This is a genomic window from Comamonas sp. NyZ500, from assembly GCF_016772095.1.
Taxonomy (GTDB): Bacteria; Pseudomonadota; Gammaproteobacteria; order Burkholderiales; family Burkholderiaceae_C; genus Comamonas; species Comamonas thiooxydans.
Map to the genome: position 1 here is coordinate 91,516 of NZ_JAEIJE010000011.1, position 26,900 is coordinate 118,415.

General features: G+C 60.6%; 25 protein-coding genes. 20 read left to right on the top strand and 5 right to left on the bottom strand.

Annotated features, from left to right (window positions below; translation table 11 throughout):
• Position 1: 1 nt before the first annotated feature.
• The 10 genes from bamB (at position 2) to JAO85_RS16805 (ending at position 10,078) form a co-directional block, all read left to right on the top strand.
• Positions 2-1,177: an outer membrane protein assembly factor BamB gene (gene bamB, locus JAO85_RS16760; RefSeq protein WP_012839172.1), complete on the top strand. Its 1,176-nt coding sequence runs from the start codon at positions 2-4 to the stop codon at positions 1,175-1,177.
• A gap of 15 nt (positions 1,178-1,192) precedes the next feature.
• Entirely contained in the window at positions 1,193-2,533 is a 1,341-nt protein-coding gene (der, locus tag JAO85_RS16765; protein ID WP_012839171.1) for a ribosome biogenesis GTPase Der, read from the top strand.
• 104 nt (positions 2,534-2,637) lie between these two features.
• The gene (hfq, locus tag JAO85_RS16770) at positions 2,638-2,892 is read left to right on the top strand and encodes an RNA chaperone Hfq (protein ID WP_012839170.1); all 255 of its coding nucleotides are present in this window, start codon (positions 2,638-2,640) and stop codon (positions 2,890-2,892) included.
• A gap of 101 nt (positions 2,893-2,993) precedes the next feature.
• Positions 2,994-4,157: a GTPase HflX gene (hflX, locus tag JAO85_RS16775; RefSeq protein ID WP_003063804.1), complete on the top strand. Its 1,164-nt coding sequence runs from the start codon at positions 2,994-2,996 to the stop codon at positions 4,155-4,157.
• A 71-nt stretch (positions 4,158-4,228) separates the two neighbouring features.
• Positions 4,229-5,620: an FtsH protease activity modulator HflK gene (hflK, locus tag JAO85_RS16780; RefSeq protein WP_003063802.1), complete on the top strand. Its 1,392-nt coding sequence runs from the start codon at positions 4,229-4,231 to the stop codon at positions 5,618-5,620.
• Positions 5,621-5,631: 11 nt separating this feature from the next.
• Positions 5,632-6,522: a protease modulator HflC gene (hflC, locus tag JAO85_RS16785; protein ID WP_003063801.1), complete on the top strand. Its 891-nt coding sequence runs from the start codon at positions 5,632-5,634 to the stop codon at positions 6,520-6,522.
• A gap of 146 nt (positions 6,523-6,668) precedes the next feature.
• On the top strand, positions 6,669-6,857 hold the full coding sequence (locus JAO85_RS16790) for a DUF2065 family protein (RefSeq protein ID WP_202788572.1): 189 nt from the start codon (positions 6,669-6,671) through the stop codon (positions 6,855-6,857).
• 93 nt (positions 6,858-6,950) lie between these two features.
• On the top strand, positions 6,951-8,099 hold the full coding sequence (locus tag JAO85_RS16795; RefSeq protein ID WP_003063798.1) for an ATP phosphoribosyltransferase regulatory subunit: 1,149 nt from the start codon (positions 6,951-6,953) through the stop codon (positions 8,097-8,099).
• A 37-nt stretch (positions 8,100-8,136) separates the two neighbouring features.
• Positions 8,137-9,513 carry an adenylosuccinate synthase gene (locus JAO85_RS16800; RefSeq protein WP_003063796.1) on the top strand — a complete coding sequence of 459 codons (1,377 nt, stop codon included), beginning with the start codon at positions 8,137-8,139 and terminating at the stop codon, positions 9,511-9,513.
• 40 nt (positions 9,514-9,553) lie between these two features.
• On the top strand, positions 9,554-10,078 hold the full coding sequence (locus JAO85_RS16805) for a phosphoribosyltransferase (protein WP_003063794.1): 525 nt from the start codon (positions 9,554-9,556) through the stop codon (positions 10,076-10,078).
• Between the two features lie 116 nt (positions 10,079-10,194).
• Here JAO85_RS16805 and JAO85_RS16810 read toward each other — a convergent pair whose 3' ends face one another.
• Positions 10,195-10,341 carry a hypothetical protein gene (locus JAO85_RS16810; protein ID WP_165570843.1) on the bottom strand — a complete coding sequence of 49 codons (147 nt, stop codon included), beginning with the start codon at positions 10,339-10,341 and terminating at the stop codon, positions 10,195-10,197.
• 17 nt (positions 10,342-10,358) lie between these two features.
• Here JAO85_RS16810 and JAO85_RS16815 point away from each other — a divergent pair, with 17 nt between their 5' ends.
• The 9 genes from JAO85_RS16815 (at position 10,359) to JAO85_RS16855 (ending at position 20,470) form a co-directional block, all read left to right on the top strand.
• Positions 10,359-11,525 (top strand): YncE family protein, encoded by a 1,167-nt coding sequence (locus JAO85_RS16815; RefSeq protein WP_202788573.1) that lies wholly within the window; start codon positions 10,359-10,361, stop codon positions 11,523-11,525.
• A 72-nt stretch (positions 11,526-11,597) separates the two neighbouring features.
• Positions 11,598-12,425 (top strand): polysaccharide deacetylase family protein, encoded by an 828-nt coding sequence (locus tag JAO85_RS16820; RefSeq protein WP_202788574.1) that lies wholly within the window; start codon positions 11,598-11,600, stop codon positions 12,423-12,425.
• Between the two features lie 21 nt (positions 12,426-12,446).
• Positions 12,447-13,427, top strand: a complete 981-nt coding sequence (locus JAO85_RS16825; RefSeq protein ID WP_012839165.1) for a sterol desaturase family protein — start codon at positions 12,447-12,449, stop codon at positions 13,425-13,427.
• 14 nt (positions 13,428-13,441) lie between these two features.
• Positions 13,442-14,329 (top strand): EI24 domain-containing protein, encoded by an 888-nt coding sequence (locus tag JAO85_RS16830; protein WP_202788597.1) that lies wholly within the window; start codon positions 13,442-13,444, stop codon positions 14,327-14,329.
• A 322-nt stretch (positions 14,330-14,651) separates the two neighbouring features.
• Positions 14,652-16,067: a type I glutamate--ammonia ligase gene (glnA, locus tag JAO85_RS16835; RefSeq protein ID WP_003063782.1), complete on the top strand. Its 1,416-nt coding sequence runs from the start codon at positions 14,652-14,654 to the stop codon at positions 16,065-16,067.
• 179 nt (positions 16,068-16,246) lie between these two features.
• Positions 16,247-16,759: a hypothetical protein gene (locus tag JAO85_RS16840; protein WP_202788575.1), complete on the top strand. Its 513-nt coding sequence runs from the start codon at positions 16,247-16,249 to the stop codon at positions 16,757-16,759.
• 36 nt (positions 16,760-16,795) lie between these two features.
• Positions 16,796-17,905 carry a nitrogen regulation protein NR(II) gene (gene glnL, locus JAO85_RS16845; RefSeq protein WP_003063778.1) on the top strand — a complete coding sequence of 370 codons (1,110 nt, stop codon included), beginning with the start codon at positions 16,796-16,798 and terminating at the stop codon, positions 17,903-17,905.
• A gap of 46 nt (positions 17,906-17,951) precedes the next feature.
• Complete coding sequence (ntrC, locus tag JAO85_RS16850) at positions 17,952-19,502, top strand: nitrogen regulation protein NR(I) (protein WP_202788576.1); 1,551 nt, start codon at positions 17,952-17,954, stop codon at positions 19,500-19,502.
• A gap of 200 nt (positions 19,503-19,702) precedes the next feature.
• Positions 19,703-20,470 carry a hypothetical protein gene (locus JAO85_RS16855; RefSeq protein ID WP_229227437.1) on the top strand — a complete coding sequence of 256 codons (768 nt, stop codon included), beginning with the start codon at positions 19,703-19,705 and terminating at the stop codon, positions 20,468-20,470.
• A gap of 11 nt (positions 20,471-20,481) precedes the next feature.
• On the opposite strand, the gene xth is transcribed toward JAO85_RS16855, so the two are convergent.
• From xth to JAO85_RS16875, 4 genes are all read right to left on the bottom strand, one after another.
• Positions 20,482-21,258 carry an exodeoxyribonuclease III gene (gene xth, locus JAO85_RS16860; RefSeq protein WP_202788598.1) on the bottom strand — a complete coding sequence of 259 codons (777 nt, stop codon included), beginning with the start codon at positions 21,256-21,258 and terminating at the stop codon, positions 20,482-20,484.
• Positions 21,259-21,684: 426 nt separating this feature from the next.
• Positions 21,685-22,779, bottom strand: a complete 1,095-nt coding sequence (locus JAO85_RS16865; protein ID WP_034394857.1) for a porin — start codon at positions 22,777-22,779, stop codon at positions 21,685-21,687.
• 42 nt (positions 22,780-22,821) lie between these two features.
• Positions 22,822-24,423, bottom strand: coding sequence for a sulfatase (locus JAO85_RS16870; protein ID WP_202788577.1), 1,602 nt, complete (start codon positions 24,421-24,423; stop codon positions 22,822-22,824).
• Positions 24,424-24,434: 11 nt separating this feature from the next.
• Complete coding sequence (locus JAO85_RS16875) at positions 24,435-25,340, bottom strand: tripartite tricarboxylate transporter substrate binding protein (RefSeq protein ID WP_202788578.1); 906 nt, start codon at positions 25,338-25,340, stop codon at positions 24,435-24,437.
• Positions 25,341-25,531: 191 nt separating this feature from the next.
• On the opposite strand from JAO85_RS16875, the gene JAO85_RS16880 reads away from it, so the two are divergent.
• Entirely contained in the window at positions 25,532-26,434 is a 903-nt protein-coding gene (locus JAO85_RS16880) for a LysR family transcriptional regulator (protein WP_202788579.1), read from the top strand.
• The last annotated feature ends 466 nt before the right edge of the window (positions 26,435-26,900 follow it).

Here is a 26,900-nt window from a genome sequence, read left to right on the forward strand (position 1 = left end):
CTTGAAGACTTTTGCCCATCAAGTGAAGTTCGCTGCCCCCGCAGCGCAATCCGCAGCCCGTGTGCTGGTGCTGACTGCTGTGGCCGCGTCGCTGGCTGCTTGTTCCATGTTCGGCGGCAAGGACAAGCCCAAGCCCCTGGACCTGGGGCCCAATCCAGGGAAGATCGCGGTGCATCAGGCTTGGTCGGCCAAGCTGGGCAGCGAAGTGCCTCTGGCCATGCCTGCGCTGGTGCAGGGCAATACCGTCACCGTGGTCACCAAGGATGGCAGCGTTACGACGCTTGATGGCAATACCGGCAGCCAGTTGGGCAAGTTCAGTGCGGGCGAGCCGCTGACCACCGGCGTGGGCAGCGACGGCCAGCGCACAGCGGTGGTTACACGCAGCAACCAGCTCATGGTGTTTGCCGAAGGCAAGCAGCTGTGGAAGAACAATCTGACTGCCGCAGTCTATACGCCGCCTCTGGTGGCTGGCGGCCGCGTGTTCGTGATGGCGGCTGACCGTTCTCTGGCGGCCTTCGATGCCAATACGGGTCGTGAGCTGTGGTCGGTTGAAGGCCCCAGCAATGAACCGCTTATTTTGCGCCAGCCAGGCGTTTTGCAGGCCGTTGGTAATAATCTGGTGGTAGGCGTGTCCGGACGTCTGGCAGGTGTTGATCCTGACAATGGCTCGGTGCGCTGGATGGCTCCTCTGGCCGCGCCGCGCGGGACCAACGATGTGGAGCGACTGGTGGATCTGGTCGGTCCCGTCAGCCGTGTGGGCAGCAGTGTCTGCGCACGTGCGTTCCAGGCCTCGGTGGGGTGCGTGGATGTGAGCACGGCCAATGTGCGCTGGACGCAGACCTCCAAGGGTAGCGATGGCGTGGCGGGCGACGAGCAGGCCGTGTTTGGCGCCGAAAGCAACGGCACGGTACAGGCCTGGAATCGTGCAGACGGTCAGCGTCTGTGGTCCATCGACAAGCTGCAGTACCGCAAGCTGACGGCACCTCTGGTGCTGGGCCGCTCCGTGGTGCTGGCCGATGATTTGGGGACAGTGCACATGCTCTCGCGTGAAGACGGCTCTGCACTGGCCCGTTTGGAAACTGACAAGGCAGGAGTTGCCACTTCCCCGGTTGTCGCCGCCAATACTCTGGTGATCGTCAGCCGAAGCGGAACTGTGTATGGCTTCAAGCCGGATTGATAGGTTGTTTTTGGAATGAAGCCAGTTATTGCCCTGGTAGGGCGCCCCAATGTGGGCAAGTCGACGCTGTTCAATCGACTCACGAAGTCGAGGGATGCCATCGTCGCCGACTTTGCAGGGCTGACGCGTGACCGCCATTACGGCCAGGGCCGTCAGGGCAAGCATGAGTACATCGTCATCGATACGGGCGGTTTCGAGCCGGACGCATCGCGCGGCATCTTCAAGGAGATGGCCAAGCAGACGCAGCAAGCCGTGGCGGAAGCCGATGTCGTGATCTTCGTGCTGGATGCGCGTGCCGGTCTGTCCGGTCAGGATCACGAGATCGGCAACTACCTGCGCCGTCTGGGCAAGCCCACCATTCTGGTGGCCAACAAGGCCGAAGGCATGAAGGATGGCGTGCAGCTGTCCGAGTTCTATGAGCTGGGTCTTGGCGAGGTCGTGCCCGTGTCTGCCGCCCACGGTCAGGGTGTGCGCAGTCTGGTCGATGCAGCCCTGGGTCTGCTGAATCTGCCCGAGCCTGAAGACGAGGTTTTTGGCGAGGAAGACCAGAAGCCCGTGCGTCTGGCGGTGGCAGGTCGTCCCAATGCCGGCAAGTCCACGCTGATCAATACCTGGCTGGGTGAAGAGCGTCTGGTGGCTTTTGACATGCCCGGCACCACGCGCGATGCGATCACCGTGCCTTTCGAGCGCAATGGCCAGAAGTTCGAGCTGATCGATACAGCCGGTCTGCGCCGCAAGGGCAAGGTGTTCGAAGCCATCGAGAAATTCTCGGTGGTCAAGACGCTGCAGGCCATCGAAGGCGCCAACGTCGTGCTGCTGCTGATCGATGCCACGCAAGGCGTGACCGACCAGGACGCCCATATTGCGGGCTATATCCTGGAAAGCGGCCGCTCGGTCGTGCTGGGCATCAACAAATGGGATGCCGTGGATGACTACCAGCGTCAGATGCTGGAGCGCTCCATCGAGACGCGCCTGTCCTTCCTGAAGTTTGCGCCGCTGCACTTCATCTCGGCACAAAAGCGCCAGGGTCTCGAGCCGCTGTGGAAATCCATCATCCAGGCCCATCGTGCAGCCACCTGCAAGATGCCTACTCCTGTGCTGACGCGCATCCTGATGGAGTCGATCCAGTTCCAGACGCCCAAGAAGGTGGGAGCCTATCGTCCCAAGATGCGCTATGCCCACCAGGGCGGCATGAACCCGCCCATCATCGTGATCCATGGCAACTCGCTGGAACTGGTCACCGATGCGTACAAGCGCTTTCTGGAAGGTCGTTTCCGCAAGGAGTTCAATCTTGTCGGCACCCCGTTGCGCATCGACTTGAAAACCTCCCATAATCCTTACGCCGACAAGGATTAATAGCTATCTGCTGGTGCCTACGGGAAAACCCTTTTTGCTGTTTTTCCCGGGCCCTGTGGTAATGTGTCGGTTTACAACAACACTCTTCGAACACGGAGAATATCGTGAGCAATAAAGGTCAACTCCTCCAAGATCCGTTCCTGAACGCACTGCGTCGTGAACATGTGCCGGTCTCCATCTATCTGGTCAACGGCATCAAGCTGCAGGGCCAAATCGAGTCGTTCGACCAATATGTGGTGCTTCTGCGCAACACTGTGACCCAGATGGTATACAAGCACGCCATCTCCACCATCGTTCCCGGTCGCGCCGTGAACTTCTCGGCCGCTACTCCGGCTGACAACGACGCCGCTGCTGCCTAAGCTTTCTTGCGTCAACGCCCGCCGGCCAGTCCGGCGCGGCTCTTACCCTACGGGACAGGTATTTGAGTTCTGAATCCTTTGAACGTTCCGCGTCTGCGCCAGTGCTGCTGGTGGGCGTGGATTTTGGTGTTCCCCATTTCGATGACGAGCTGGAAGAGCTGGGCCTGCTGGCACAGACTGCTGGCTTGCAACCCGTGGCGCGCTTGACCTGCAAGCGCAAAGCTCCCGATCCCGCGTTGTTCGTGGGCAGTGGCAAGGCGGATGAGATCCGCATGCTGGCCCAGATGCACGGCGCCAAGGAAGTCTGGTTCGACCAGGCTCTGAGCCCGGCGCAGCAGCGCAATCTGGAGCGCCATATCCAGATGCCGGTCAACGACCGGACCATGCTGATTCTGGAAATCTTCGCCCAGCGTGCACGCAGCCATGAAGGCAAGCTGCAGGTGGAGCTGGCTCGCCTGCAATACATCAGCACGCGCCTGGTGCGCCGCTGGAGTCACCTGGAGCGTCAGGCTGGCGGTATCGGCGGCCGTGGCGGCCCCGGTGAAAAGCAGATCGAGCTTGACCGCCGCATGATTGACGATGCCATCAAGCGCACCAAGGAGCGCCTGAAAAAGGTCAAGAAGCAGCGCTCTACGCAGAGGCGTCAGCGCTCGCGTCGCGAAGTGTTCAATATTTCCCTGGTTGGCTATACCAATGCCGGCAAATCCACGCTGTTCAATGCCATGGTGAAGGCTCGCGCCTATGCCGCAGATCAGCTGTTTGCCACGCTGGATACCACCACCCGGCAGATGTATCTGGCGGAGGCCGAGGAGTCGGTTTCCCTGTCGGATACCGTCGGTTTTATTCGTGACTTGCCGCACGGTCTGGTGGATGCTTTCCAGGCCACCTTGCAGGAGGCGATTGACGCCGATCTGCTGCTGCATGTCGTGGATGCATCGAACCCCGGATTCCCCGAACAAATACAACAAGTCCAAAAAGTTCTGGGTGAAATCGGGGCCGATGATGTGCCCCAGATTCTGGTTTTCAACAAGCTGGATGCCATTGAGCCCGAGCGTCAGCCTGCCCTGCTGCAGGATATGTATGAGCTCGATGGCACGCCGGTGCCGCGTGTGTTTGTCAGTGCTCGCTCGGGGCAGGGGCTGGCGCAGCTGCGGCAGATGTTGGCTGACCGGGTTTTGCAGGTACGTGAAGAGGCGGCACGCGAAGAAGTCGAGGGGCAGGACGATACGTACTGGATGTCCCCTGATGACGACGCGCAATACTAGGGGCTTGCGTTCCTATTGGGCACAATGCTTGCCATGGTCCATGTCTTTTTGAAAACACAGAGACGTCTCGCATGAATTTTTCACAACGCGTCCATCGCCTGGCGGTGCTGCCGCAACGCATTCGCGGGATGTTCAATTTGAACGATCCGCGCTGGGGTCGTGGCGACAACAATAACGAAGATGGCTCCAAGCCGGACAGCTCGGCACCCGAAGGGGAGCGTCCTCCGATGCCGCCCGCACCCGAGCAGCGCCCCCGTCCTTCCTCTCCTCAGCAAGGCCAGCCGCCTGATCTGGAGGAGGTATGGCGTGATCTCAATCGCAAGCTTTCCGGTCTGTTCGGTGGTGGCTCCGGCAATGGCCGTGGTGTGCCACCCAGCCGCAGCGGCGGTCAGCCTGGCGAGCCTTTCAACCCCGGCAAAGGAATTTTCCTGATTGCCGGCGTGGCCGTGCTGATCTGGCTGGGTACGGGCTTTTTCATCGTGCAGGAAGGCCAGCAGGCCGTCATCACGCAGTTCGGCAAGTACAAGAGCACCGTGGGAGCGGGCTTCAACTGGCGCCTGCCTTATCCCGTTCAAAAGCATGAGCTGGTCTATGTTTCGCAGATTCGCTCTGCGGAGGTGGGGAGCGACAACATCGTGCGCAGCACGGGGCTGCGCGAATCGGCAATGCTGACCGAGGACGAGAACATCGTCGAGATCAAGTTTGCCGTGCAGTATCGTCTGAGCGATGCGCGAGCCTGGCTGTTCGAAAGCCGCAGTCCTTCCGAGGCCGTGATCCAGGTGGCAGAGTCCGCCGTGCGTGAAGTCGTCGGCAAGATGAAGATGGATGCGGCTCTGGCTGAGGAGCGTGACCAGATCGCGCCGCGAGTACGCGATCTGATGCAGTCCATTCTGGATCGCTACAAGGTGGGCGTTGAGGTGGTGGGCATCAATATGCAGCAAGGCGGCGTGCGGCCGCCCGAGCAGGTGCAGGCCTCGTTTGACGATGTGCTCAAGGCTGGTCAGGAGCGTGAGCGTGCCAAGAATGAGGCCCAGGCTTATGCCAACGATGTGGTGCCCCGTGCTGCGGGTGCGGCGGCGCGTCTGGGTGAGGAGGCGGCGGCCTACAAGTCCAAGATCGTGGCCCAGGCTCAGGGTGATGCCGGACGCTTCAGTTCGCTGTATTCCGAGTACCAGAAGGCCCCTCAGGTCACGCGTGACCGTCTTTACATCGATGCGATGCAGCAGGTCTACACCAACGTGACCAAGGTTCTGGTGGAGTCGCGCCAGGGCTCCAATCTGCTGTATCTGCCTCTGGACAAGATCATGCAGAACGTGGGTGGCAGCGCCGCCGCTCCCGCTGCGTCGGGTGATGCAGCTGCCGGCGGCGCAGCTTCGGCTCCGGCCAACGTACGTGTAGTACCCAATCCCGCCGGTGATGCCCGCAGCCGCGATGCGCGCAGCCGTGACCGTGACGCACGCTAGGAGAGAATGCAGTGAATCGAATCGGATTTTTTGTCACCAGCATTCTCGTGGTGCTGGCCTTGCTGAGCTCGACCCTGTTTGTCGTGGATCAGCGTCAGTTCGGTGTGGTCTATGCGCTGGGTCAGATCAAGGAAGTGATCACCGAGCCCGGGCTTAACTTCAAGCTGCCGCCACCGCTGCAGAACGTGCGTTACATCGACAAGCGTCTGCTGACGCTCGACAGCACCGATACCGAGCCCATGCTCACGGCTGAAAAGCAGCGCGTGGTCATCGACTGGTATGTGCGCTGGCGAATCTCCGAGCCTTCGGAATACATCCGTAACGTGGGTCTGGATGAGTCTGCCGGTGCCATGCAGCTCAACCGTGTGGTGCGTAATGCCTTTCAGGAAGAGATCAACCGCCGTACCGTGCGTGAGCTGCTGTCTTCCAAGCGTGAAACGCTGATGGCCGACGTCAAGCGTGAAGTGCTGGAAACCGTGCGTGGCTCCAAGCCCTGGGGTGTCGACATCGTCGATGTGCGCATCACTCGCGTGGACTATGCCGAGACCATCACCGAGTCCGTCTATCGCCGTATGGAGGCCGAACGCAAGCGCGTGGCCAACGAGCTGCGCTCCACGGGCGCGGCTGAGGGGGAAAAGATTCGCGCCGAGGCCGACCGTCAACGTGACATCACCATTGCCAATGCCTACCGCGATGCACAGAAGATCAAGGGTGAGGGCGATGCTGAAGCGGCACGGGTCTATGCAGAAGCCTTTGGCAAGGATCCGCAGTTTGCGCAGTTCTATCGCAGTCTGGATGCTTACAAGGAGAGCTTCTCCAAGAAGAGCGATGTACTGGTGCTAGATCCTTCGCAAAGCGACTTCTTCAAGGCTTATCGCAGTGGCGGCTCCGCTGGCAAATAGGCCTAGGCTTGCGCAAATTCGGATCAGGCATGGTGTTTTGCCGATAGAAATGCCTGTTGTGCATCCTTGTTTGCGCAAGTTCGGAAAGCCTTGACAACGATACAAGCAATGGCCCCTTGAGGGCCATTGTCTATTGGGGGATGGCAATGGATTGGTGGGAGATCCTGGGACTGGCGATCGCCATGCTGCTGGTGCTGGAGGGGCTGCTGCCCCTGTTCGCCCCCGGGCTGTGGCGCCAGCTGTTTTCCCAGTTGCTGCAACTCAGGGATGGGCAGCTGCGCTTTTGCGGATTGCTCTGTATCGCAGCAGGCACCATCATGCTGGTGCTGCTTTAAATACTGCCGATACTGGCTAGGCCTTAGCGGTCAAATTGGGCAGGGCTGGCAAAGCCGGTAGAATCGCATTTTTAACAGCCTCCCCATTTCTCCATGTCTGCTTGGGTCCTGCCGGATCACATTGCCGATGTTTTGCCCTCCGAGGCACGGCACATCGAAGAATTGCGTCGAGGATTGCTCGATACTGCGCGCAGCTATGGCTATGAGCTTGTCATGCCACCCATGCTGGAGTATCTGGAGTCCTTGCTGACGGGTACAGGCGAAGCTCTTGCCCTTCAAACCTCCAAACTGATTGACCAGCTCTCCGGTCGCACCATGGGCCTGCGTGCAGACATGACGCAGCAGGTGGCACGCATTGATGCACATTTGCTCAATCGCAAGGGCGTAACCCGTCTGTGCTACTGCGGTCCTGTCGTTCATGCGCGCCCCGATCGTCCGCGCGCCACGCGTGAGCCGTTCCAGTTCGGTGCTGAAATCTACGGCCATGAAGGCCTGGAAGCCGACCTCGAAGCCCTGCATCTCGCTCTCGACTGCCTCAAGGGGGCGGGCGTCAAGGACGTCATCGTGGATCTGGCCGATGTGCGCATCGTGCGCAGCCTGCTGGCTGGCGTGATGGTGGACGAGCAGGTGCTGCGCGGCGTGCATGCGGCCCTGGCCTCCAAGGATGCAACCGAACTGGCTCAGCTGACCCGCGATTTCCCCGAAGCCTCGCGTGAAGGCCTGATGGCGCTGCTGCAGTTGTATGGCGGCATGGAAGTGCTCGATCAAGCTGAAAAGCTGCTGGAGCGCACTGCCGGCGTGCGCAATGTGCTGTCGCATTTGCGCTGGCTGGTGCAGCATCTGGATGGCGTCAAGGTCAGCTTCGACCTGGCCGATCTGCGTGGCTACTCCTACTACAGCGGCACGCGCTTCGCGATCTATGTGCCCGGCGGCAGCGATGCCCTGGTTCGCGGTGGCCGTTACGACGAAGTCGGTGCAGTGTTCGGGCGCAACCGTCCCGCTGCCGGCTTCAGTCTCGATATCAAACAACTGGTGGCTGTCGTGCCCGAGCGTCCGCTCAAGGCTGCCATTCGCGCCCCCTGGGGTGATGACGCGCAAGTGGCTGCCGCCATTGCCGCATTGCGCCAGCAGGGCGAGACGGTGGTCTGCGTGCTGCCAGGGCATGAAAGCGAAGTGGATGAGTTCCACTGCGACCGTGAGCTTGCCAATGTCGGCGGGCAATGGGTCGTGCAAGCCATTTAAGGCATTTGACTAATTCTTCGATTTATCGGATTGGAATATGAATACATCCAAAGGTCGCAATGTGGTCGTCGTCGGCACCCAGTGGGGTGATGAGGGCAAGGGCAAGCTGGTTGACTGGCTGACCGAAAGCGCCAACGGCGTCGTGCGTTTCCAGGGCGGTCACAACGCCGGTCACACACTGGTCATCAACGGCGTGAAGACGGCTCTGCACCTGATTCCCAGCGGCATCATGCGCCCTGGTGTGAAGTGCTACATCGGCAACGGTGTGGTGCTCTCCGTGGGCAAGCTGTTTGAAGAAATCGAAGGTCTGGAAAAGGCCGGCGTGCAAGTGCGTGAGCGTCTGCGCGTGTCCGAAGCCTGCCCGCTGATCCTGCCTTTCCACCAGGCTCTGGACGTGGCCCGTGAAGCGGCCCGCGAAAAGGGTGGCGTGCAGAAGATCGGCACCACCGGCAAGGGCATCGGCCCCTCCTACGAAGACAAGATCGCCCGCCGTGCCCTGCGTGTGCAGGACCTGAAGCACCCCGAGCGCTTCGCCACCAAGCTGCGCGAGCTGCTGAGCCTGCACAACCACATTCTGGTGAATGTGCTGGGTTCCAAGAACTTCGACTTCGGCGCCGGCCTGGCTCCCTACATGAAGGACGGCGAAGTTCAGTTCGACGCCGTGTACGAAGAAGCCATGCGTCATGCCGAGCTGATCAAGCCCATGATTGCCGATGTTTCGCGCGAGCTCAATGCCGTTCACGCCGAAGGCGGCAACCTGCTGTTCGAAGGCGCGCAAGGCACGCTGCTGGACGTGGATCACGGCACCTACCCCTATGTCACATCGTCCAACTGCGTGGCCGGCAATGCCGCCGCAGGCGCTGGCGTGGGCCCGGGTCTGCTGCACTACATCCTGGGCATCACCAAGGCTTACTGCACCCGCGTGGGCGGCGGTCCCTTCCCCACCGAGCTGGAATGGGAAAAGGAAGGCACTCCCGGCTGGGTCATGTCCACCGTGGGCGCAGAGAAGGGCGTGACCACCGGTCGTTCGCGCCGCTGCGGCTGGTTCGATGCTGCGTTGCTCAAGCGTTCGGCCCAGATCAACGGTCTGTCCGGCCTGTGCATCACCAAGCTGGACGTGCTGGACGGCATCGAAGAGCTGCAACTGTGCGTGGGCTACGAGCTGGACGGCGAGAAGATCGACCTGCTGCCTCTGGGCGCGGACGATATCGAGCGCTGCAAGCCCATCTACGAATCCATCCCTGGCTGGACCGACTCCACCGTGGGCGTGACCGAGTACGACAAGCTGCCCGTGAACGCTCGCCGCTATCTGGACCGTATCGCCGAAGTGACCGGTGTGCCCATTGCCATGGTGTCCACCAGCCCCGACCGCGACCACACCATCCTGATGCACAACCCGTACAGCGCCGCCTGATCGGGCCGGGTTTTACTGAACTTTCAAAGGAACTGTGCCCATGCTGACAGAAGACGGTAAGCACCTGTATGTGAGCTACGACGAGTACCACGGTCTCATCGAAAAGCTCGCCATCAAGATCCACCAGTCCGGCTGGGAATTCGACACCATCCTGTGCCTGGCACGCGGTGGTCTGCGTCCCGGCGACATCTTGAGCCGCATTTTCGACAAGCCCCTGGCCATCATGTCCACCAGCTCCTACCGCGCCGAAGCCGGCACGGTGCAGGGCCATCTGGACATCGGCCGCTTCATCGCCACGCCCAAGGGTGATATTTCCGGCCGCGTGCTGCTGGTGGACGATCTGGCGGACTCGGGCGCCACGCTCAAGGCCGTGATCGCCATGCTCAAGACCAACTACGCACCTATTACGGAGCTGCGCAGCGCCGTGATCTGGACCAAGGGCGTGTCGACCTTCGAGCCTGACTACTCGGTGGACTTCCTGGCCACCAACCCCTGGATTCACCAGCCTTTCGAAGGCTATGACACGCTGAATCCCGAAAAGCTGGCGGAGAAGTGGAAGGTCTGAGGACCCGTCACCGACGTTGGCAAAGGAGCCCTTTTGGGGCTCCTTTTTTTATAGAGCAATGATGTTCATCAATCGATGAGCGTCATGTGCCTTTATTCCAACGGTTTCAAGCTTTTTTAAAGCTGTACCGTAATAAAAGCAGGAGCTAGCTGCTCCTGTTTTTGAATTGTTGTCATGATGCGGCCTGCGCCGATCAGGCAAGCTTGGCGCGGCATTTCAACAAGCTTTGTAAACCAGAAGGCTTGTGTTGGCAGCGGCTGCATTGGCGCAGCTACACTGCATGGATTCTGAGAAGGTGGTGGTTGTGGGACGTCTTTCTATTGGGCGCACTGGCGCTGCTGTGGCATTGGTCGTGGGCGTGGGCGCCGCGGCATGGTTGGGGGCTTCGGCCTTGCCCGGTTTCAAGTCTGCCAAGGCAGCCGCTCCGGCGGTCGCTGCCGCTCCTGTGGTCGCGCCCGCGGCGGTAGTTGCAACCGGTGCACCTGTGTCGCCCGCCGCTGTCAAGCCCGCACAGGCTGCGCGTGCAGTGCAAGGCCCAACGCCCATCTTCGTGCTGAACTCCCTGGATGCATCCATCAGCGTGATCGATCCGCAGACCTGGAAGGAGCAGTCGCGCATTCCCACGGGCAAGGAGCCTCATCACCTGTATCTGACGCCAGACGAGAAGTCGCTGGTGGTGGCCAATGCGCTGGGCGATTCGCTGACTCTGGTGGATCCGCGCACGGGTGCCGTGCAGCGCGTGATCCGCGATATCGTGGACCCATACCACCTGCGCTTTTCGCCGGATATGAAGTGGTTCGTCACGGCAGCCAACCGCCTCAACCACATCGATTTCTACCGCTGGGATGCGGCCACGCAGACGCCGACTCTGGTCAAGCGCGTCTCCACCGGCAAGACGCCCAGCCATTTGTTCATCGACGCGCAGAGCAAGACGCTGTACTCCACCATGCAGGACAGCGACGCCCTGGTGGCCATCGATATCGCCACCCAGACCATCAAGGCCCGCGTGCCCACAGGCCCCATGCCTGCGGACGTCTATGGCAGCCCTGATGGCAAAAAGCTGTTTGTCGGCCTGACGGGCGGCGATGGTGTCGAGGTGTTCGATATCACCGGCGCCGAGCCACGCAGCCTGGGTCAGATCAAGACGGCTGCCGGAGCGCATGCCTTCCGCGCTGCCGGCGATGATCGCCATCTGTACGTGAGCAATCGCGTGGCCAATACCATCAGCAAGATCGATATGGTCAGCAGCCAGGTCGTTGCCAATTACCCGGCGCCTGGCGGCCCCGACTGCATGGATGTCTCGGCTGACGGCCGCTACATCTTCGTGGCCTCGCGCTGGGCGCGCAAGTTGTCGGTGATCGACACGGTGGAGAAGAAGGTGGTCAATCAGGTCAACGTGGGCAAGTCGCCTCACGGTGTCTGGACGCTGTCCCACGCCGCGCGCTAAGGTGCTTGTCCCTGCTGCATCGAAACGGCAGGGATGGCTTGGTCTCCGTGTTGACCACCTCAAGGAGGGTGGATGCAAAGACGTTGTTTCATGCTTGGATCGCTGGTCGGCGGCCTGTCTGCCGTTCCAGCCTTCGCTGTCGAAGCGGCAAAGAAGATGGTTTCAGGCGCTTGCTCCAAGGCGGTCTACCTGACCTTCGACACCGGGCATATGGGCATAGCCCAGCTTGTCGCCCAGGTGCTGCAAAAGCACAAGGTTCCCGTCACATTCTTTGCGGCCAATGAGGCCACGAAGGAGGGGGGCAGCAGTCTGGGCGACTTCTGGGCGCCCTGGTGGAAGGCGCGTGCCGACGAAGGCCACCAGCTCGCATCCCATACCTTCGACCACATGTACTGGCTGGCCGATATCCGCGACAAGGCCTCGGGTCAGGTCACGCACTTCAAGGTCAAGCCCTCGGCCGGGTCCAGAGCCGGTCAGAGCTTTGTGGTATCTGCCGATGAATATCGCCAGGAGATTGCGCGCTCCGCCCAGCGGCTGACCCAGATCACGGGTCGCAAGACCTTGCCGCTGTATCGTGCGCCGGGCGGCAAGACATCGCCCGCGCTGATTGCCGCAGCGCAGCAGGGTGGCTTTCAGCATGTGGGCTGGGCGCCGGCAGGCTTTCTGGGCGACGAGCTGCCCAGCGACAAATATCCGAATGAACGCTTGCTGGCCCAGGCACTCAAAAACATAGGCGGCGGCGATATCTTGCTGGCCCACCTCGGCATCTGGTCGCGCCAGGATCCCTGGGCCCCGGCGGTGCTGGAGCCTCTGATCGTCGGTCTGCTGGATAAGGGTTTTTGCTTTCGTACGCTGGCCGAGCATCCGGCGTACCAGGGCTGGATTGCGCAGCACCGCTGAGTGCAGCAAGAGGAGTGAGTTGTGGATTGGTTGGTTCAGATGTTTGGAGAGGCACAGCAACGCTTGTTTGAAGGCGTGGTTCAGCCGTTTCTGTTCCATTTCGGCATGGCGAACCTGCTCGAAGATGGCTACACGGCCACAGGCTGGCTGCTGGTGGGCTTGCTGCAGATAGCGGTCATGGTCGCGGTGATCGTGCCGCTGCAGCGCTGGAGGCCGGTCGAGCCCGTGGTGGACCGTCAGGCGATTCGTGTGGACATCCTCTATACGCTGATTCATCGGCTGGGACTGTTCAGGCTGGCCTTGTTCTTCACGACGGAGCCGCTGTGGAATTCGCTCATGGGCCAGCTTCATGTCTGGGGCTTGCCGGGCTTTCACCTTGACGACCTTTGGCCGGGTGTGACGGACAATGCCTGGGTCAGCCTGTTGATGTATCTGGTCGTCTTCGATCTGGTCGAGTACTGGATTCATCGAGGCCAGCACGGTTTTACCTGGTGGTGGAAGCTGCATGCCGTGCACCACTCGCAGCGCCAGATGACGGTGTGGAGCGACAACCGCAATCACCTGCTCGACGACGTGATCCATGACGCCATCATCGTGCTGGTGGCACAGCTGATTGGCGTGGCTCCGGGGCAGTTCGTGGCCATCGTGGCCCTGACCCAGCTCAGCGAGAGCTTTCAGCATGCCAACGTGCGCATCTGGTTTGGCCAGCTGGGCGAGCGCCTGTGGATCAGTCCACGCTTTCACCGCCGCCACCACGCCATCGGTATCGGCCACGAACCCATGGCGCCCGTGCGCAACAAGAAGGTGCATGGCAACAATTTCGGCGTATTGTTGCCTTGGTGGGACATATTGTTTGGCACGGCCAACTTTGATCTGCGCTATGACCCCACGGGCATTCGCGATCAGGTGCAAGCGAATGCAAAAGGTCAATTGCGCGACTATGGCCGTGGCTTCTGGGCGCAGCAGTGGCTGGCTGTCCTGCGATTGATGGGTCGCGCATAAGTCAATCCTTGAGTATGCTTGCCAGCATGAGCTTGCTACTCGACTCTTTTTGGCGTGCCATGGCGTATTGCCTGCATAAGCGGGTCATTGTCTGGTCACTCCTGCCGCTGCTGGCCATGGCCTTGATGGCCTGGCTTCTGGGTTACTTCTTCTGGGCCGATGCGGTCCTCAAGGTGCAAAGCCTGCTGGACGGGGTGGGCTGGCTGCATTCCTTATGGCTATGGCTGCAGGGGCTGGGCCTTGGGTATGCCTCGGAGGTGGTGGCTTCCATTTTTGTGGTGTTGGGCGCAATGCCGGTACTCGTGGTGCTGGTTTTGCTGCTGGTGGGCCTGTTCATGGCGCCTGTGCTGACACAGCTGGTGGCCGAGAAACGCTTTGTCGGGCTCGAGAAAAAGCATGGTGGTTCCACCGTAGCCAGCCTGGTCTGGTCGGGCGGCTCCACGTTGATTGCGCTGCTGGCCTTGTTTGTCACTCTGCCACTATGGGTGTTCCCGCCGCTGATGCTGGTGGTGGCGCCTTTGATCTGGGGATGGCTCACCTACAGGGTCATGGCATTTGACGCCTTGTCCGAGCATGCCAGCAAGGACGAGCGCCGGGCCCTGTTTGCCCGTCACCGCACGTCGCTCATTCTGATGGGTGTGATCTGCGGCTATCTGGGCGCAGCACCTGGTGTGGTCTGGATTTCCGGGCTGCTGTTCCTGGCCGCTTTCTGGATTCTGGTTCCGATTGCGATCTGGATCTATGCGCTGGTGTTTGCCTTCTCTGCACTGTGGTTTGCTCACTTCTGCCTGGCGGCGCTGGAGCAAATGAGGGCGCAGACCATGCCAAGTGCTGCCGACCCGCAGGTCCCGTTTGCACCTGGTGCAGATGATTCGGATGGTGCAGCTTCGGTGGCTCGCTGAGAAGCGTCTGCAACAGGACGAATCAGGTGTCATGCACCAAAAACAATCCTATTTCCAAATTGCACCATCTTGGTGCAATGATATTCACCAAGATGGTGCAATTGTGAGGCGTGCTCTGGCAGTGAGACAATGCGCGTCTGTTTGGTGCAGTTTGCAGATGCAGCTCTGGTAAGTGCCTATGTCTTGTGCCGAATATCTTTACACCAAGGCTCGGTTTCGGTGCGCAGATGTTGTTGTGAGGCGCCGAGTTCGAGTTGGCACGCAAACTGCTAGATACTATTCATTCTTTATTTGATCAGCCAAAGTTGGCAGGAGAGATCTAATGGCGAAGACCGTTGCAGACGTGATGCAGATGGTGCAGGATAACGAGGTCAAGTTCGTGGACCTGCGCTTTACCGATACCCGCGGCAAGGAACAGCACGTGACCGTGCCCGTGTCGCACTTCGACGAGGACAAGTTCGCCTCGGGCCATGCTTTCGACGGTTCTTCCGTTGCCGGCTGGAAGGGTATCGAAGCCTCGGACATGCAGCTGGTTCCCGATCCCAACACTGCCAATATCGATCCCTTCTTCGAAGAAACCACACTGATTCTGCAGTGCGATGTGATTGAACCCGGTGATGGCAAGGCCTACGACCGCGATCCCCGCTCCATCGCCAAGCGTGCCGAAGCCTATCTGAAGGCTTCCGGCCTGGGTGATACCGCTTACTTCGGTCCCGAACCCGAATTCTTCATCTTCGACGGCGTGCGCTGGGGTACAGAGCCTCACAACCCCTTCTTCGAAATCGAAGAATACGAGGCTCCCTGGAACACCGGCACCAAGTTCGAAACCGGTAACCGTGGTCACCGTCCTCGCGTCAAGGGTGGCTACTTCCCCGTTCCTCCTGTCGACAGCACCCAGGACATGCGTGCAGAGATGTCCCTGCTGCTGGAAGCGGTCGGCATCCCTGTCGAAGTGTTCCACCATGAAGTGGCCGGCGCCGGTCAGAACGAAATCGGCACACGCTTCTCGACCCTGGTCGAGCGTGCCGACTGGACACAGCTGCAGAAGTACATCATCTGGAACGTGGCCAACACCTACGGCAAGACGGCAACCTTCATGCCCAAGCCCTACGCTGGCGATAACGGCTCCGGCATGCACGTGCACCAGTCCGTGTGGAAGGATGGCAAGAACCTGTTTGCCGGCGACGGCTATGCCGGCCTGTCCGACTTCGCCCTGTACTACATCGGCGGCATCATCAAGCACGCTCGTGCGCTGAACGCCATCACCAACCCCGGCACCAACAGCTACAAGCGTCTGGTTCCCGGCTTCGAAGCGCCCGTGAAGCTGGCCTACTCGGCCAAGAATCGCTCGGCCTCCATCCGTATTCCTTACGTCAGCAATCCCAAGGCTCGTCGCGTGGAAGCCCGCTTCCCCGATCCTCTGATGAACCCCTACCTGGGTTTCGCAGCTCTGCTGATGGCCGGCCTGGACGGCGTGGAAAACAAGATCCATCCCGGCGAAGCCGCGACCAAGGATCTCTACCACCTGCCTCCCGAGGAAGACAAGCTGGTGCCTACCGTCTGCCACAGCCTGGATCAGGCTCTGGAAGCCCTGGACGCCGACCGTGCGTTCCTGACCAAGGGCGGTGTGTTCTCCGACAGCATGCTGGATGCCTACATCGAGCTGAAGATGGGCGAAGTGACTCGCTATCGCCAGTCGGTGCACCCTGTCGAATACGATATGTACTTCTCGCTGTAAAGCAGAGGTCAAAAAAGGCGGCGCAAGCCGCCTTTTTTATTGAGCGCCCACTGCGGCGGGCATGGCAGCAAAGGAACCAAACGGGTTGGTGGCGGTCAAGTAGTCAATAAAAGCCGCAGGCTTGGAGCGATACTCAGGGTATTGCGGACTTGCGGCCGCCGTCTGCCTGAGAGGACCGAATGAAGAAGTTTTATGTGTTGTCGTTGCTGTGTCTTGCATCCGGGCTGGTTTCTGCCCAGGATGTGATCTACCGCTGCGGCAATGAGTACACCAACAATGTTTCGCAGGCCAAGGCCAAAGGGTGCAAGCCGGTCGATGGCAGTGGCGTGACGGTGATTCACGGCACCAGGCCCTCGGGTGGCAATGCGCCAGCGGCTGCGGCCAAGCCCAAGCCGGCAAGTAGCTCTGCATCGAGCGCGCCGGCCCCGGCTCGCAGCGACAATGCCGCGCAGAAAGCGCGTGACTCCGATGCACGAGCCATCCTGCAAGGCGAGCTGAACAAGGCCCAGGCCAGACTGTCCGAGCTGAAGGCTGAGTACAACGATGGCAACCCCGTGCGCACGGCGCTGGAGTTGCGCAATCCTCAGGGCTACCCGGAGCGGGTGGCCAAGCTCAAGGCCGATATCACACGCCAGGAAAGTGATATCGCAGGCATCAGGCGAGAGCTGGACCGGCTGCCTGCGGTCAATTAATCCGGCCCCTGGGGCTGGTCATTTTTGGTCTATCGAATGAGTTCCACTGCAGCCCCGCTCCCCGATATCTCCAGGCCTGATCCGGATCAGGCCAATGCTCACGGCTACCAGTCGCTGGACTGGCTTTGCACCCTGATTGCCGTGCTTGACGAGTACGGCATGGTGCGCTTCGTCAACGCGGCGCTGGAAAACGCCCTGGGCCAGTCGCGCCGCATCATGGTCGGCAGTGACTTCGCCACCTGCTTTGCCGAGCCAGCCTTGCTGGACAAGGCGCTCAGCGGCGCCCGTTCCAACGACTTTGCTGCGCTGCGCTTCGAGGCCAGCCTGCTGCGCCTGGGGCAGGAGCCCTTGCCGATTCACGCGGCGGTTTCGCTGGCCGAGAAGGCCGGTCATGTCATGGTGGAGATGTGGCCGCTGGAGCAGCAGGCCCGTCAGGATCGCGAGGAGCGCATCCGAGAGCAGGCGCTGGCGAACAAGGAACTGATCCGCAATCTGGCGCACGAGATCAAGAATCCGCTGGGCGGCATTCGCGGCGCGGCCCAGTTGCTGCAGATGGATCTGGTCACGCCCGAGTTGCTGGAATACACCACGGTCATCATTCACGAGGCCGATCGCCTGCAGGCGCTGGTGGACAGATTGCTGGCCCCGCATCGCCACCCGCATGAGGTGGGCGACGTCAACATCCACGAGGTCTGCGAGCGCGTGCGTTCGCTGGTGCTGGTCGAGCATCCTCAGGGGCTCAAGATCACGCGCGACTATGACATTTCCATTCCCGAGTTCAGAGGCGACAGCGCACAGCTGATACAGGCTCTGCTCAATATCGTTCAGAACGCGGCACAGGCGCTGGGGCGGCGCATTGCAGAGGGCGATGCCGAGATCATTCTGAAGACGCGTGTGGCCAGACAGGTCACTCTGGGGCGCGAGCGCTACAGATTGGCACTGGAATTGCATGTAATCGACAACGGGTCAGGCGTGCCAGATGCCATCAAGGAGCGGATTTTCTATCCTTTGGTCTCAGGCAGAGACGGCGGATCCGGCCTGGGGCTGACGCTGGCTCAGACCTTTGTGCAGCGTCACCATGGCCTGATCGAGTGCGAGAGCCAGCCGGGGAGGACGGATTTCCGAATCCTGATACCGCTGCCATAAAGCCTGACATTATCAATATGCAGAAGAAGGGAAGGATGTTGCACGAATGAAGCCAATCTGGATTGTGGACGACGACCCTTCCATCCGCTTTGTGCTTGAAAAGGCATTAGGGCGTGAAGGCTGGCCCATTCGCAGCTTTACCCAGCCGCGTGATGTGCTCAAGGCCCTGGCTGATGTGGACAACAGCGATCCCGAGCGTCAGGCTCCACAGGTGCTGGTCAGCGATATACGCATGCCTGGCGGCTCGGGCCTTGAGCTGCTGGAGCAGGTCAGGGCGCAGCAGCCCGGACTGCCCATGATCATCATGACGGCCTATTCCGATCTGGACAGTGCCGTCTCGGCGTTCCAGCGTGGGGCCTTCGAGTATCTGCCCAAGCCCTTCGACGTACCCAAGGCCGTGGAGTTGATCCGGCGCGCCGTCGAGGAAAGCCAGCGCGAGGAGGTGGCCGATGTGCAGGCTCCGGTGCAGGCGGAAATGCTGGGTCAGGCACCTGCCATGCAGGACGTGTTTCGCGCCATCGGCAGACTGAGCCAGAGTCATGTCACGGTGCTGATCACCGGGGAGTCCGGTGCCGGCAAGGAGCTGGTGGCACGGGCGCTGCACAAGCATTCTCCGGTTGCCGGCGGACCGTTTGTGGCCATCAATACCGCAGCCATCCCGAAAGATCTGCTGGAGTCCGAGCTGTTCGGCCACGAGCGCGGCGCCTTTACCGGTGCGCAGACCCAGCGCAGGGGGCGTTTCGAGCAGGCCGAAGGCGGTACGCTGTTTCTCGATGAAATCGGCGACATGCCGTTCGAGCTGCAGACGCGTCTGCTGCGGGTGCTCTCCGACGGTCATTTCTACCGGGTTGGCGGACATCAGGCCGTCAAGGCCCATGTGCGTGTGATTGCGGCGACGCACCAGGATCTGGAGCTGCGCGTCAAGGACGGTGCTTTCCGCGAGGACTTGTTCCATCGTCTGAATGTGATCCGCCTGCGCCTGCCCGCGCTGCGCGAGCGCAAGGAAGACGTCCCCATGCTGACTCAGCATTTCCTGCAGCAAAGCGCGCGTCAGCTGGGGGTTGAGCCCAAACGCATGAGCACGGCCGCCATGAGCCGCCTGCAGGCCTTCAACTTCCCGGGCAATGTGCGCCAGCTGGAAAACATCTGCCACTGGTTGACCGTCATGGCTCCGGCCCAGCAGATTGCACTCAAGGACTTGCCGCCCGAAGTGCTAGGCAGCTCTGCATCGGTGAGCACAGCAGTCTTTGCCGGCGCATTGAGCAGTGGTGTGGGCCTTGACCAGTCCAAGGCAAATCTGCCTGAGGCGGCATCCATGTCCGTGCCAGGCACTGCGGCAACGCCTTTGACCGAAGCTCCGGCATTGACCGAGGGCTGGCTGGAAGGGTTGGGCAAGCAGGCCGAGGAGCTTTTGTCGCAAGGCCACCACGATGTATGGGATCAACTGTCCCATCAGTTCGAGGCACAGTTGCTGCGAACGGCCCTGGCAGCCACGCATGGTCGCAGAGTCGAGGCTGCCAGCCGGCTGGGGATTGGCCGCAACACCATCACCCGGAAGCTGCAGGAGCTGGGGCTGGAAAACGAGAATTTCGACTGAAGCAGTGCAGTGGTCACTCGCTTTCGCGGTGGGCTTTATCCGTCCTACATGGTGCAATCACGGTTGACGACATAAGGCAGATGGCGCAGGGATAAAAATCAACAGGCCTCTTGTTGATTGGACTGTTTGCGTTGTCTGCCTTGCCTTTACCCATCTCTTTCCCGCCTGCACCGGAGTCTTTCCTGCGGGATGCGAACGCCTTGTCGCCATTGCTGCAGATGCCGGAGGCCGAGGAGGCCTTCTGGCACGAGCGCTATATGTGCGAGCCTTACTTTGTCCCGGGGCGTAGCTTTGATCAGTATTACCCCGCCTATCTGCTGGGCTGGCAGGCCGGCAGATATCGGGCTCGGCAGACGGCTTCGGGGAGGAGCAGGAGTTTCGAATCCCTGGAGGCCGAGTTGCGCCAGCATTGGTCGCGGCATTGCGGGGGCAGCCTGCTGGACTGGTCTCAGGTCAGAGCAGCCGTCAAGGCAGCCTGGCGCCGTGCGATTGTTCCACCCCTGTCCAAGCCTTGCGCGGAGGCTGTACTGGGCCAGATGGCGAAGAACAGTCTTGCTCTGGCGTTACAGGCAGGACGGCGTTTTGCGCAAAGCTCCAGACTGTTCTTGACGACTGCGGACTCCAGCATGGCTGTCGATGCCCTGCGCCGCTTCTCGCAGGATTCACACAAGCTGGTTTCCGAGCTGGAGGAGCTGCTTGATGGTGTTCCGGCGGCCCCGCTATCCATGGCCTTGGATGAGGGCGGTCTGCTGGAGCGGGTGCGCAAGACCTGGCTTGACTATCTGGGAGAAACGGTGGCCGAAACCTGGCTGGATGTGCTGCGGCGCTTGCAGACCTGGCTGGAGCGCACCGAGCACACTGTTCAGCTGGATTTGCCGGTCAAAGTCGCCAAGCTGCTCAAACGCCATGTGATGCTGTTGCGTGGCCAGCTGCAGGCCTTGCAGTGGCTGAGCCATGGCGCCGTCTGATCCGTACCGCCTCAGTCCAGTGTGACGACCACGGGGGCGTGATCGCTGGGCTGCTTGTTCTTGCGCGGAGCACGGTCCACGCTGCAGGCGCTGACCTTGCTCTTGAGAGCCTCGCTGACCAGAATATGGTCGATGCGCAGGCCGCGATTCTTCTGAAAGCCCAGCATGCGGTAATCCCACCAGGAATAGCTTTTTTCCGGCTGCTCGAACATGCGGAAGGCATCGTTCAAGCCCAGTTGCAGCAGGCGCTGGAAATGGTCGCGCTCTTCCACCGTGTGGTGGATCGTGTCCTTGAGGCCGACGGGGTCGTAGGAGTCGCGATCTTCGGGAGCCACGTTGAAGTCCCCCACCAGCACCAGGCGCGGATGCAGGGTCATCTGGTTCTGGATCCAATCGTGCAACGCCTGCAGCCAGCGCATCTTGTAGGCAAATTTTTCCGAGCCAGGTTCCTGGCCGTTGACGAAGTAGCCGTTGATCAGACGAATTTCGCCGTTCGGCGAGTCTATGGTCGTGGCAATGATGCGGGCCTGTTCGTCGTCAAGCCCGGGAATGTTGCGCACCACATCGCGCCCCGTGTCGCGCGTGATCCAGGCCACGCCGTTATAGGTCTTCTGGCCGTGGCTGACTGCCTTGTAGCCAGCTTCCTCGAACGCCATGTGCGGGAACTTGTCGTCGGTGAGCTTGAGCTCCTGCAGTCCCAGTGCATCGACGGGGTTGGCGGCAAGCCAGTCCAGCACCTGCGGCAGCCGTACGGACAAGGAGTTCACATTCCAGGTGGCAATTTTCATTGTCATATAAGCCCACTTGATTTCAATGGGTTGCGTATCTGATTTTTTAGGTTCCTAGCTCTAGCTACCCAGCTAGCTACCTAAAAAAGGTGTTCAAAAGATGGTCGTGCTTTCAGCTCCTTCTATCGTATCAGCCACATAGTTCCCGCTGAGCGAGCGCGTTTTGGAATAAGGCGGCCAAGTTGCAGTCGCAAGCCTATGAGTGATGAACATGCCTTTGAGCCGTCGCACATGTGGCATCACATGCACATGCACGTGCACGTGCACGTGCACGTGCCGTGCCGGTGTCACAGCCAGAGTGCGATCAGGCTACGCACAAGCTCCAGGGCCTTGACGGCTTGCACCAGAGAGGTGATTGCGCCATGTCACAGCAACAAGGCTGGTTCGGCATCTCCGTCAGGCTCGTATTTGGGCGAGTGCCATTGGCTAAAACATATGACGGATACCGACGCCGAAGCCTGTCTGGTTGATTCCGGCGACCGGCAGGCTGCCAGCCTGGCCGCTGCTAGCGCTGAATGTGGCATTGCCGCTGTTCTTCATGTGTCCCAGTGACGCGTAGGCGGCGGTTCGTTTGGAGAAGTGGTAGGTGCCACGCAGCACCATGAACTGGCCTTTGTCGCTATTGGACTTGTACTGGAGCCGGTAGTACTGGGTGTCGAAAGTCCATGCCCCTGCGGGATATGAAAGGCCGACGAACCACAGGTCGCTGCGGGGGGAGACCTTGTAGCCATCGTTGTCGCGGCGCAGAAATCCCGCTCCAATCTTGATTCCGTTGAATTTCACATAACCGTTGAGCATGGTGCGCTTGTCGCTCATGCTGCTTTGGCTTAGACCACCAAATGCACCTGAGCCCCCCTTGAGCACGTCATGAGCCAGCGCAGTCCCCCAACTGGCGGAGTCGTACTTGAGCAACATCGACCATTCGCGGCAAGCATTCCTGTCGGTGCCACTCTCGCCGGCACAATTTGTGCCGGCGGGGCTAGGGCCAGCATTGACCGTATCGCGCCCAAAGCTGTAGGTCATGCCCACGGTCAGTCCTGAGAATGTGCCCTTGTAGGAGATGGCGTTGTCGGCGCGTGCATTCGGAAAATAGCTGTCGAAGTTCGCAATGCTGTGCATACCCGGCCCGATGACATCGGCGTCATGCATCGACCAAAACAGCATCGTGTACTGCCGGCCCAGGCCAACCTGACCCCAGGGGCCGTTCAGGCCAACAAACGACTGTCGCCCAAACCCGCGCCCACCTTGGTTCAAGACGCCCGAATCAGGTGCGATGCCCATTTCGAGAACGAACTGGGCACTTATTCCTCCCCCCAAATCTTCACGGCCACGAAATCCCAGCCTGGATGGAATGTTGCCCGCATTGCTGGGGATGCGCGTGAGCCCAGAACCAGTGGCACCCACATGGTTGATGTGCTCGACAGCGGTGTCGAGCAGCCCATAGATTGTGATGCTTGCTTGGGCATGACAGGTGCCTCCCACCCACAGGAATGCAGCGGCACAGAAAAATTGCTTGTTCATCGGGGTCTCCTCCAGCATTGCGGTCCAACGTTCGCATGCACCTCAGGCGATAGCCGTCGGCAGTGGCGAGCAATCAGCCTGTTCGCTGAGCTCCATCAGCAGCTGCATACACAACTGTCCGCGCTCGGCAGCGCGCTCATGCCACAGGTTGTGTTGCTCGAGCGGATCGGCGTGCAGGTCGTAGAGCTCGCACAGCTCGGGCAAGTTGCTCAAGGTCAGGCGCCATTCTTCGTTGACGAGGCTGCGAAGGCGGTAGCGGTGCGTTCTTCCGTGCGGCAGCACCACGGGCTCGCTTTCGACAATGACACCAGGGCGCGATGGGACTGTTTGCGACTGCCCGTCCAGCCAGGGCAGCAGATTGAGTCCCTGAATCCCGTTGTAGGGGGCGAGCCCGCAGCGCGCCAGCACGGTCTTGGCAATGTCGATGGTTCCGGATGGCAGATCCAGGACTGGAGGAGCGGCCCGGCTGCATGGGTCCTTCCAGATGAAGGGTACGCGCGTGAGCCCACTGAAATGCATGGCACCCTTGAGCACGATGCCGTGGTCGCCCATCATGTCGCCGTGGTCGCTGGTGAAGATGATGACGGTGTCGTCCTCTATGCCCAACTCCTGAAGAGTTTGGAGTAACTGCCCGACCTGCTCGTCGATCATGCTCACCATGCCGTAGGTCAGGGCCAGCGTTTCCTGGCATTCACGGCTGGTTACGGCGTAGGCGCCGTAACCCTCGCGGGAGCCGCCCTCTCTGGTGTAGCGGTGCACGTCGACCAGCAGTTGAGAGTTTCCGGGCTTGCCGAAGCTGGGCGGCAATGGCATGTCCGCAGGCTGGTACATATCCCAGAACCGTCCCGGAGGGGTGAACGGATGGTGCGGATCGGGAAAGGACAGGTTGAGAAAGAACGGCTTGCCGGGTGAACCCTGCACATGCTTTCTGAGCCAATCGCAGCCGCGCTCCCCCACCCAGGCCGAGGGGTACAGTGCCTCGGGCATGGCCGTGCGCCATGCCTGCGGCGCGCTGTAGCCTGGCGAAGGCAGGGCGTTGGCACGGCCGCGCAGACTGTCGGGTGCGGGGTGGCGTTGGGCCAGCCAGCGGGCATAGTCACCGTCGACCTGGTCGCCGTGGAACGTAGCCAGCTCCACGTGTTCGAAGCCGTAGTAAGGGGTGGTCACCGCCATGCGCTTGCCACTGCGCCAATCGGGCGTCCATTCGTTCAAATACCCGTCGCCGTCACGCTGGCGCTTTCGTGCGTCTAGTAGCTCGAGCGGCGGCGCGACACCTTGGTCAGCATGGCTCCAGCGACGGCGTGCCGGGCCGTCATAGCCAAAAGACTGCAGGTGAGACTTGCCTATGAGTGCCGTGGCATAGCCTCCTGCACGCAGCAGTTCCACAAAGGTAGTGTGATCGCGCGAGAGGCTGATGCCGTTGTGCACCACGCCATGCAGCGATGGCAGCCGTCCGGTCATCAGCGTGGCGCGATTGGACATGCAGGTGGTGCTGGCCGCATGGAAGTTACTGGCGCGTACGCCGGTGCGGGCCAGGCGGTCGATGTTCGGCGTCCTTAGCAGCGTGTTGCCCGCGCAGCCCAGGTGGTCGGCACGCTGCTGGTCGGTGACGATCAGCAGCACGTTGGGAGTCTTGTTCGTCATGGGGCCGGCTTTCAGTCGGCAGTGATGCCAAGTTCTTTCACAAGCTTGCCGTAGCGCTTGTAGTCGGCGCGGGTCTTTTCGGCGAAAGCGCTGCGTGGCTGGTTTTCCACGCTCTGGTACAGGTTTCTGAACTGGGCTTCGACCTCGGGCTTGGCCAGAATCTCGCGCAAGGTCTTGTTGATATCGTCAGCCAGCGCCGGGTCCATGTTGCGGGGGCCATAGACGCCGAAGGAAATGTCGACCTCCACCCCTGCAAAGCCTTGTTCCTGCATGGTTGGCAAGCTGGGCAGAAAAGAGCTGCGCGCCTTGTCTGCCACGGCCAGCGGTACCAGGCGCCCCGCATCGATCAGGGGCTTGGCAACAGGCATGCCGAGGAAGGTCAGCATCACATGGCTGCCCAGCACGTCGTTGATCGCCGGTGTCGTGCCTTTGTAGGGCACATGGCGCAATTGCACGCGAGCTACCTTGTTGAACAGCTCGCCCACGATATGCATGGGAGACCCATTGCCCGAGGTGGCGTAGCCCAGGTCGGGCTGTGTCTTCGCCATCCGGGCCACATCGCCCGCCGTTTTTGCACCGAGTCTGGGGTTGGCGAGCATCAGCATGGAGGCTGATGAGAGCAGCGCGATCGGAGTGTAGTCCTTGACGACATCGGCATGCTGCCCGCCCGCCGGCAGCACGTGAGGGACCATGGTGAAGGTATTCGGTGTCACCAGCAGGGTGTGGCCGTCGGCCTCGGCGCGGGCTACGGAGTCGTTGCCCAGGTTGCCCGACGCTCCCGCCCTGTTCACCACGATGACGGGATTTTTCCAGCGCGCTTGAAGCTGGGGCGCCAACAGGCGCGCTATCTGGTCGGGAGCCCCTCCTGGCGGGAACGAGACGACCAAGGTAATGGGCCTGTCCGGATGTGTGGGCATGCCGGTTTGCGCGGCCGCGCCCCAAGCTGCCCCGCCGAGGCCGAGGCAAAGGGGGAGTAAAAGTTGTCCAAGCAGGTGGGGCATCCGTGTGTCTCCGGCGATTTTGAATGTTTGCCGAACTTTACTTAGCGCTCGCGTGCTGTCACAGTGGGTGAAAGATTGAAACAGCTTCAAGCAGAATTTGTAAATCCATGGACAGGCTTAGACTCATCACCACATTCATGAACGTGGCTGAGGCAGAGAATTTCAGCCGTGCCGCGCAATCGCTGCACCTGACGCCACAGGCTGTGAGTCTGCAAATATCACAGCTCGAATCGTGGTTGGGCGTGCGCCTGTTCCACCGCTCCACGCGCCGCATGGCATTGACGGAAGACGGCCGTGTGTTCTATGAGCGTTGCCGCGTCGGTCTTCAGTCGATCGACCAGGGCGAGCGCGAATTGCGCGACCGCGCAAGCGGCATCACCGGCTCGATCAAGGTGGCCTCAAGCCTGAGTCTCGGGCAGTTGCTGGTGGCGCCACTGCTGGCACAGTTCAATGAAAGCTATCCCGATATCCGCATCGAACTCGTGACGCAGAACCCCTGGCCCGACACGGTGGACCTGGGCATGGATATCGGTGTGATCGGCGGACCACTGCTCAACGTATCGCTGGTCGCGCGCAGAGTCGGGCGCTTCACTCACATGCTCTGCGCCGCGCCTGCCTATCTGGCCGCCAAGGGGACACCCAAGAGCCCGCAGGAACTGCTGCAGCACTGCTGCATCGGCCTGAGGCACCCACGCACCAACCGCATCTGGCCCTGGACCTTTCAATCGGCGCGCCGGCAGACGATGCTGGAGCCGCCGTTCTCCTTCATCACGCAGGACCCTGCCGTACAGCGGCAGCTCGTGCTGCAGGGGGCAGGCATCGGCCAACTGACAGATTACTTTGCGCGACCTCTCATCACCAGCGGAGCGCTGGTAGAGCTCCCCCTCGGCTACAGCGGCCCTCGTCTGGACGTGCATGTTTTCATTCCCCAGCGCGAACACACGCCCCGGCGCATCAAGTTGCTCAATGATTTCCTCTATGAAAGGCTCAAGCAGTTCTTTCACAGCTAAAACAGCTAAAGACGAAGGATAGAGGGGCCCTGGTCGATAGCGAGGGCTGCAGATGCAGGAGTGGGAGTACACCAGAATAGGTATCTGGCGCATCAATGCTTTGCACGCAAATGGTGAGTTCGGGCATGTTTCCCCGCTGCGAAACTCACGCGAGCTGGACACCTCTCCAGCCACCCATCAGGCGCACAACCGGGCTACCCCTGATGAGGCGTACTTTGCAGCGTTGCCGTTTGCACAAATGCAGGCGGCATAACCCCGAGGATCTCGCTTAGCAACAGGGTTGAGTTGTTCAAAGGAATGGGGCCACTTCTCACGACGGCGGCGGTTGCATAGTCAACTTGTGCTGAACGGCACAGTAGCCTCCGAATAAGCCGCCATACCGCACTGGTTCAGTCGATTACTCCGCCAGTTCCTTTAGGAAATTTCCGAATTTTCACTTTAATGCTGGATTTAAAAAAGAATCATT

Coding starts and splice junctions, on each gene's coding strand:
- JAO85_RS16805 (WP_003063794.1), top strand. CDS start 9,554: ATGCTGACAGAAGACGGTAAGCACCTGTATGTGAGCTACGACGAGTAC.
- JAO85_RS16870 (WP_202788577.1), bottom strand. CDS start 24,423: ATGACGAACAAGACTCCCAACGTGCTGCTGATCGTCACCGACCAGCAG.
- JAO85_RS16800 (WP_003063796.1), top strand. CDS start 8,137: ATGAATACATCCAAAGGTCGCAATGTGGTCGTCGTCGGCACCCAGTGG.
- glnA (WP_003063782.1), top strand. CDS start 14,652: ATGGCGAAGACCGTTGCAGACGTGATGCAGATGGTGCAGGATAACGAG.
- glnL (WP_003063778.1), top strand. CDS start 16,796: ATGAGTTCCACTGCAGCCCCGCTCCCCGATATCTCCAGGCCTGATCCG.
- JAO85_RS16830 (WP_202788597.1), top strand. CDS start 13,442: ATGCTTGCCAGCATGAGCTTGCTACTCGACTCTTTTTGGCGTGCCATG.
- der (WP_012839171.1), top strand. CDS start 1,193: ATGAAGCCAGTTATTGCCCTGGTAGGGCGCCCCAATGTGGGCAAGTCG.
- JAO85_RS16795 (WP_003063798.1), top strand. CDS start 6,951: ATGTCTGCTTGGGTCCTGCCGGATCACATTGCCGATGTTTTGCCCTCC.
- JAO85_RS16880 (WP_202788579.1), top strand. CDS start 25,532: ATGGACAGGCTTAGACTCATCACCACATTCATGAACGTGGCTGAGGCA.
- JAO85_RS16865 (WP_034394857.1), bottom strand. CDS start 22,779: ATGAACAAGCAATTTTTCTGTGCCGCTGCATTCCTGTGGGTGGGAGGC.
- JAO85_RS16820 (WP_202788574.1), top strand. CDS start 11,598: ATGCAAAGACGTTGTTTCATGCTTGGATCGCTGGTCGGCGGCCTGTCT.
- JAO85_RS16810 (WP_165570843.1), bottom strand. CDS start 10,341: ATGCAGCCGCTGCCAACACAAGCCTTCTGGTTTACAAAGCTTGTTGAA.
- JAO85_RS16790 (WP_202788572.1), top strand. CDS start 6,669: ATGGATTGGTGGGAGATCCTGGGACTGGCGATCGCCATGCTGCTGGTG.
- xth (WP_202788598.1), bottom strand. CDS start 21,258: ATGAAAATTGCCACCTGGAATGTGAACTCCTTGTCCGTACGGCTGCCG.
- JAO85_RS16840 (WP_202788575.1), top strand. CDS start 16,247: ATGAAGAAGTTTTATGTGTTGTCGTTGCTGTGTCTTGCATCCGGGCTG.
- JAO85_RS16815 (WP_202788573.1), top strand. CDS start 10,359: ATGGATTCTGAGAAGGTGGTGGTTGTGGGACGTCTTTCTATTGGGCGC.
- ntrC (WP_202788576.1), top strand. CDS start 17,952: ATGAAGCCAATCTGGATTGTGGACGACGACCCTTCCATCCGCTTTGTG.
- JAO85_RS16875 (WP_202788578.1), bottom strand. CDS start 25,340: ATGCCCACACATCCGGACAGGCCCATTACCTTGGTCGTCTCGTTCCCG.
- hflK (WP_003063802.1), top strand. CDS start 4,229: ATGAATTTTTCACAACGCGTCCATCGCCTGGCGGTGCTGCCGCAACGC.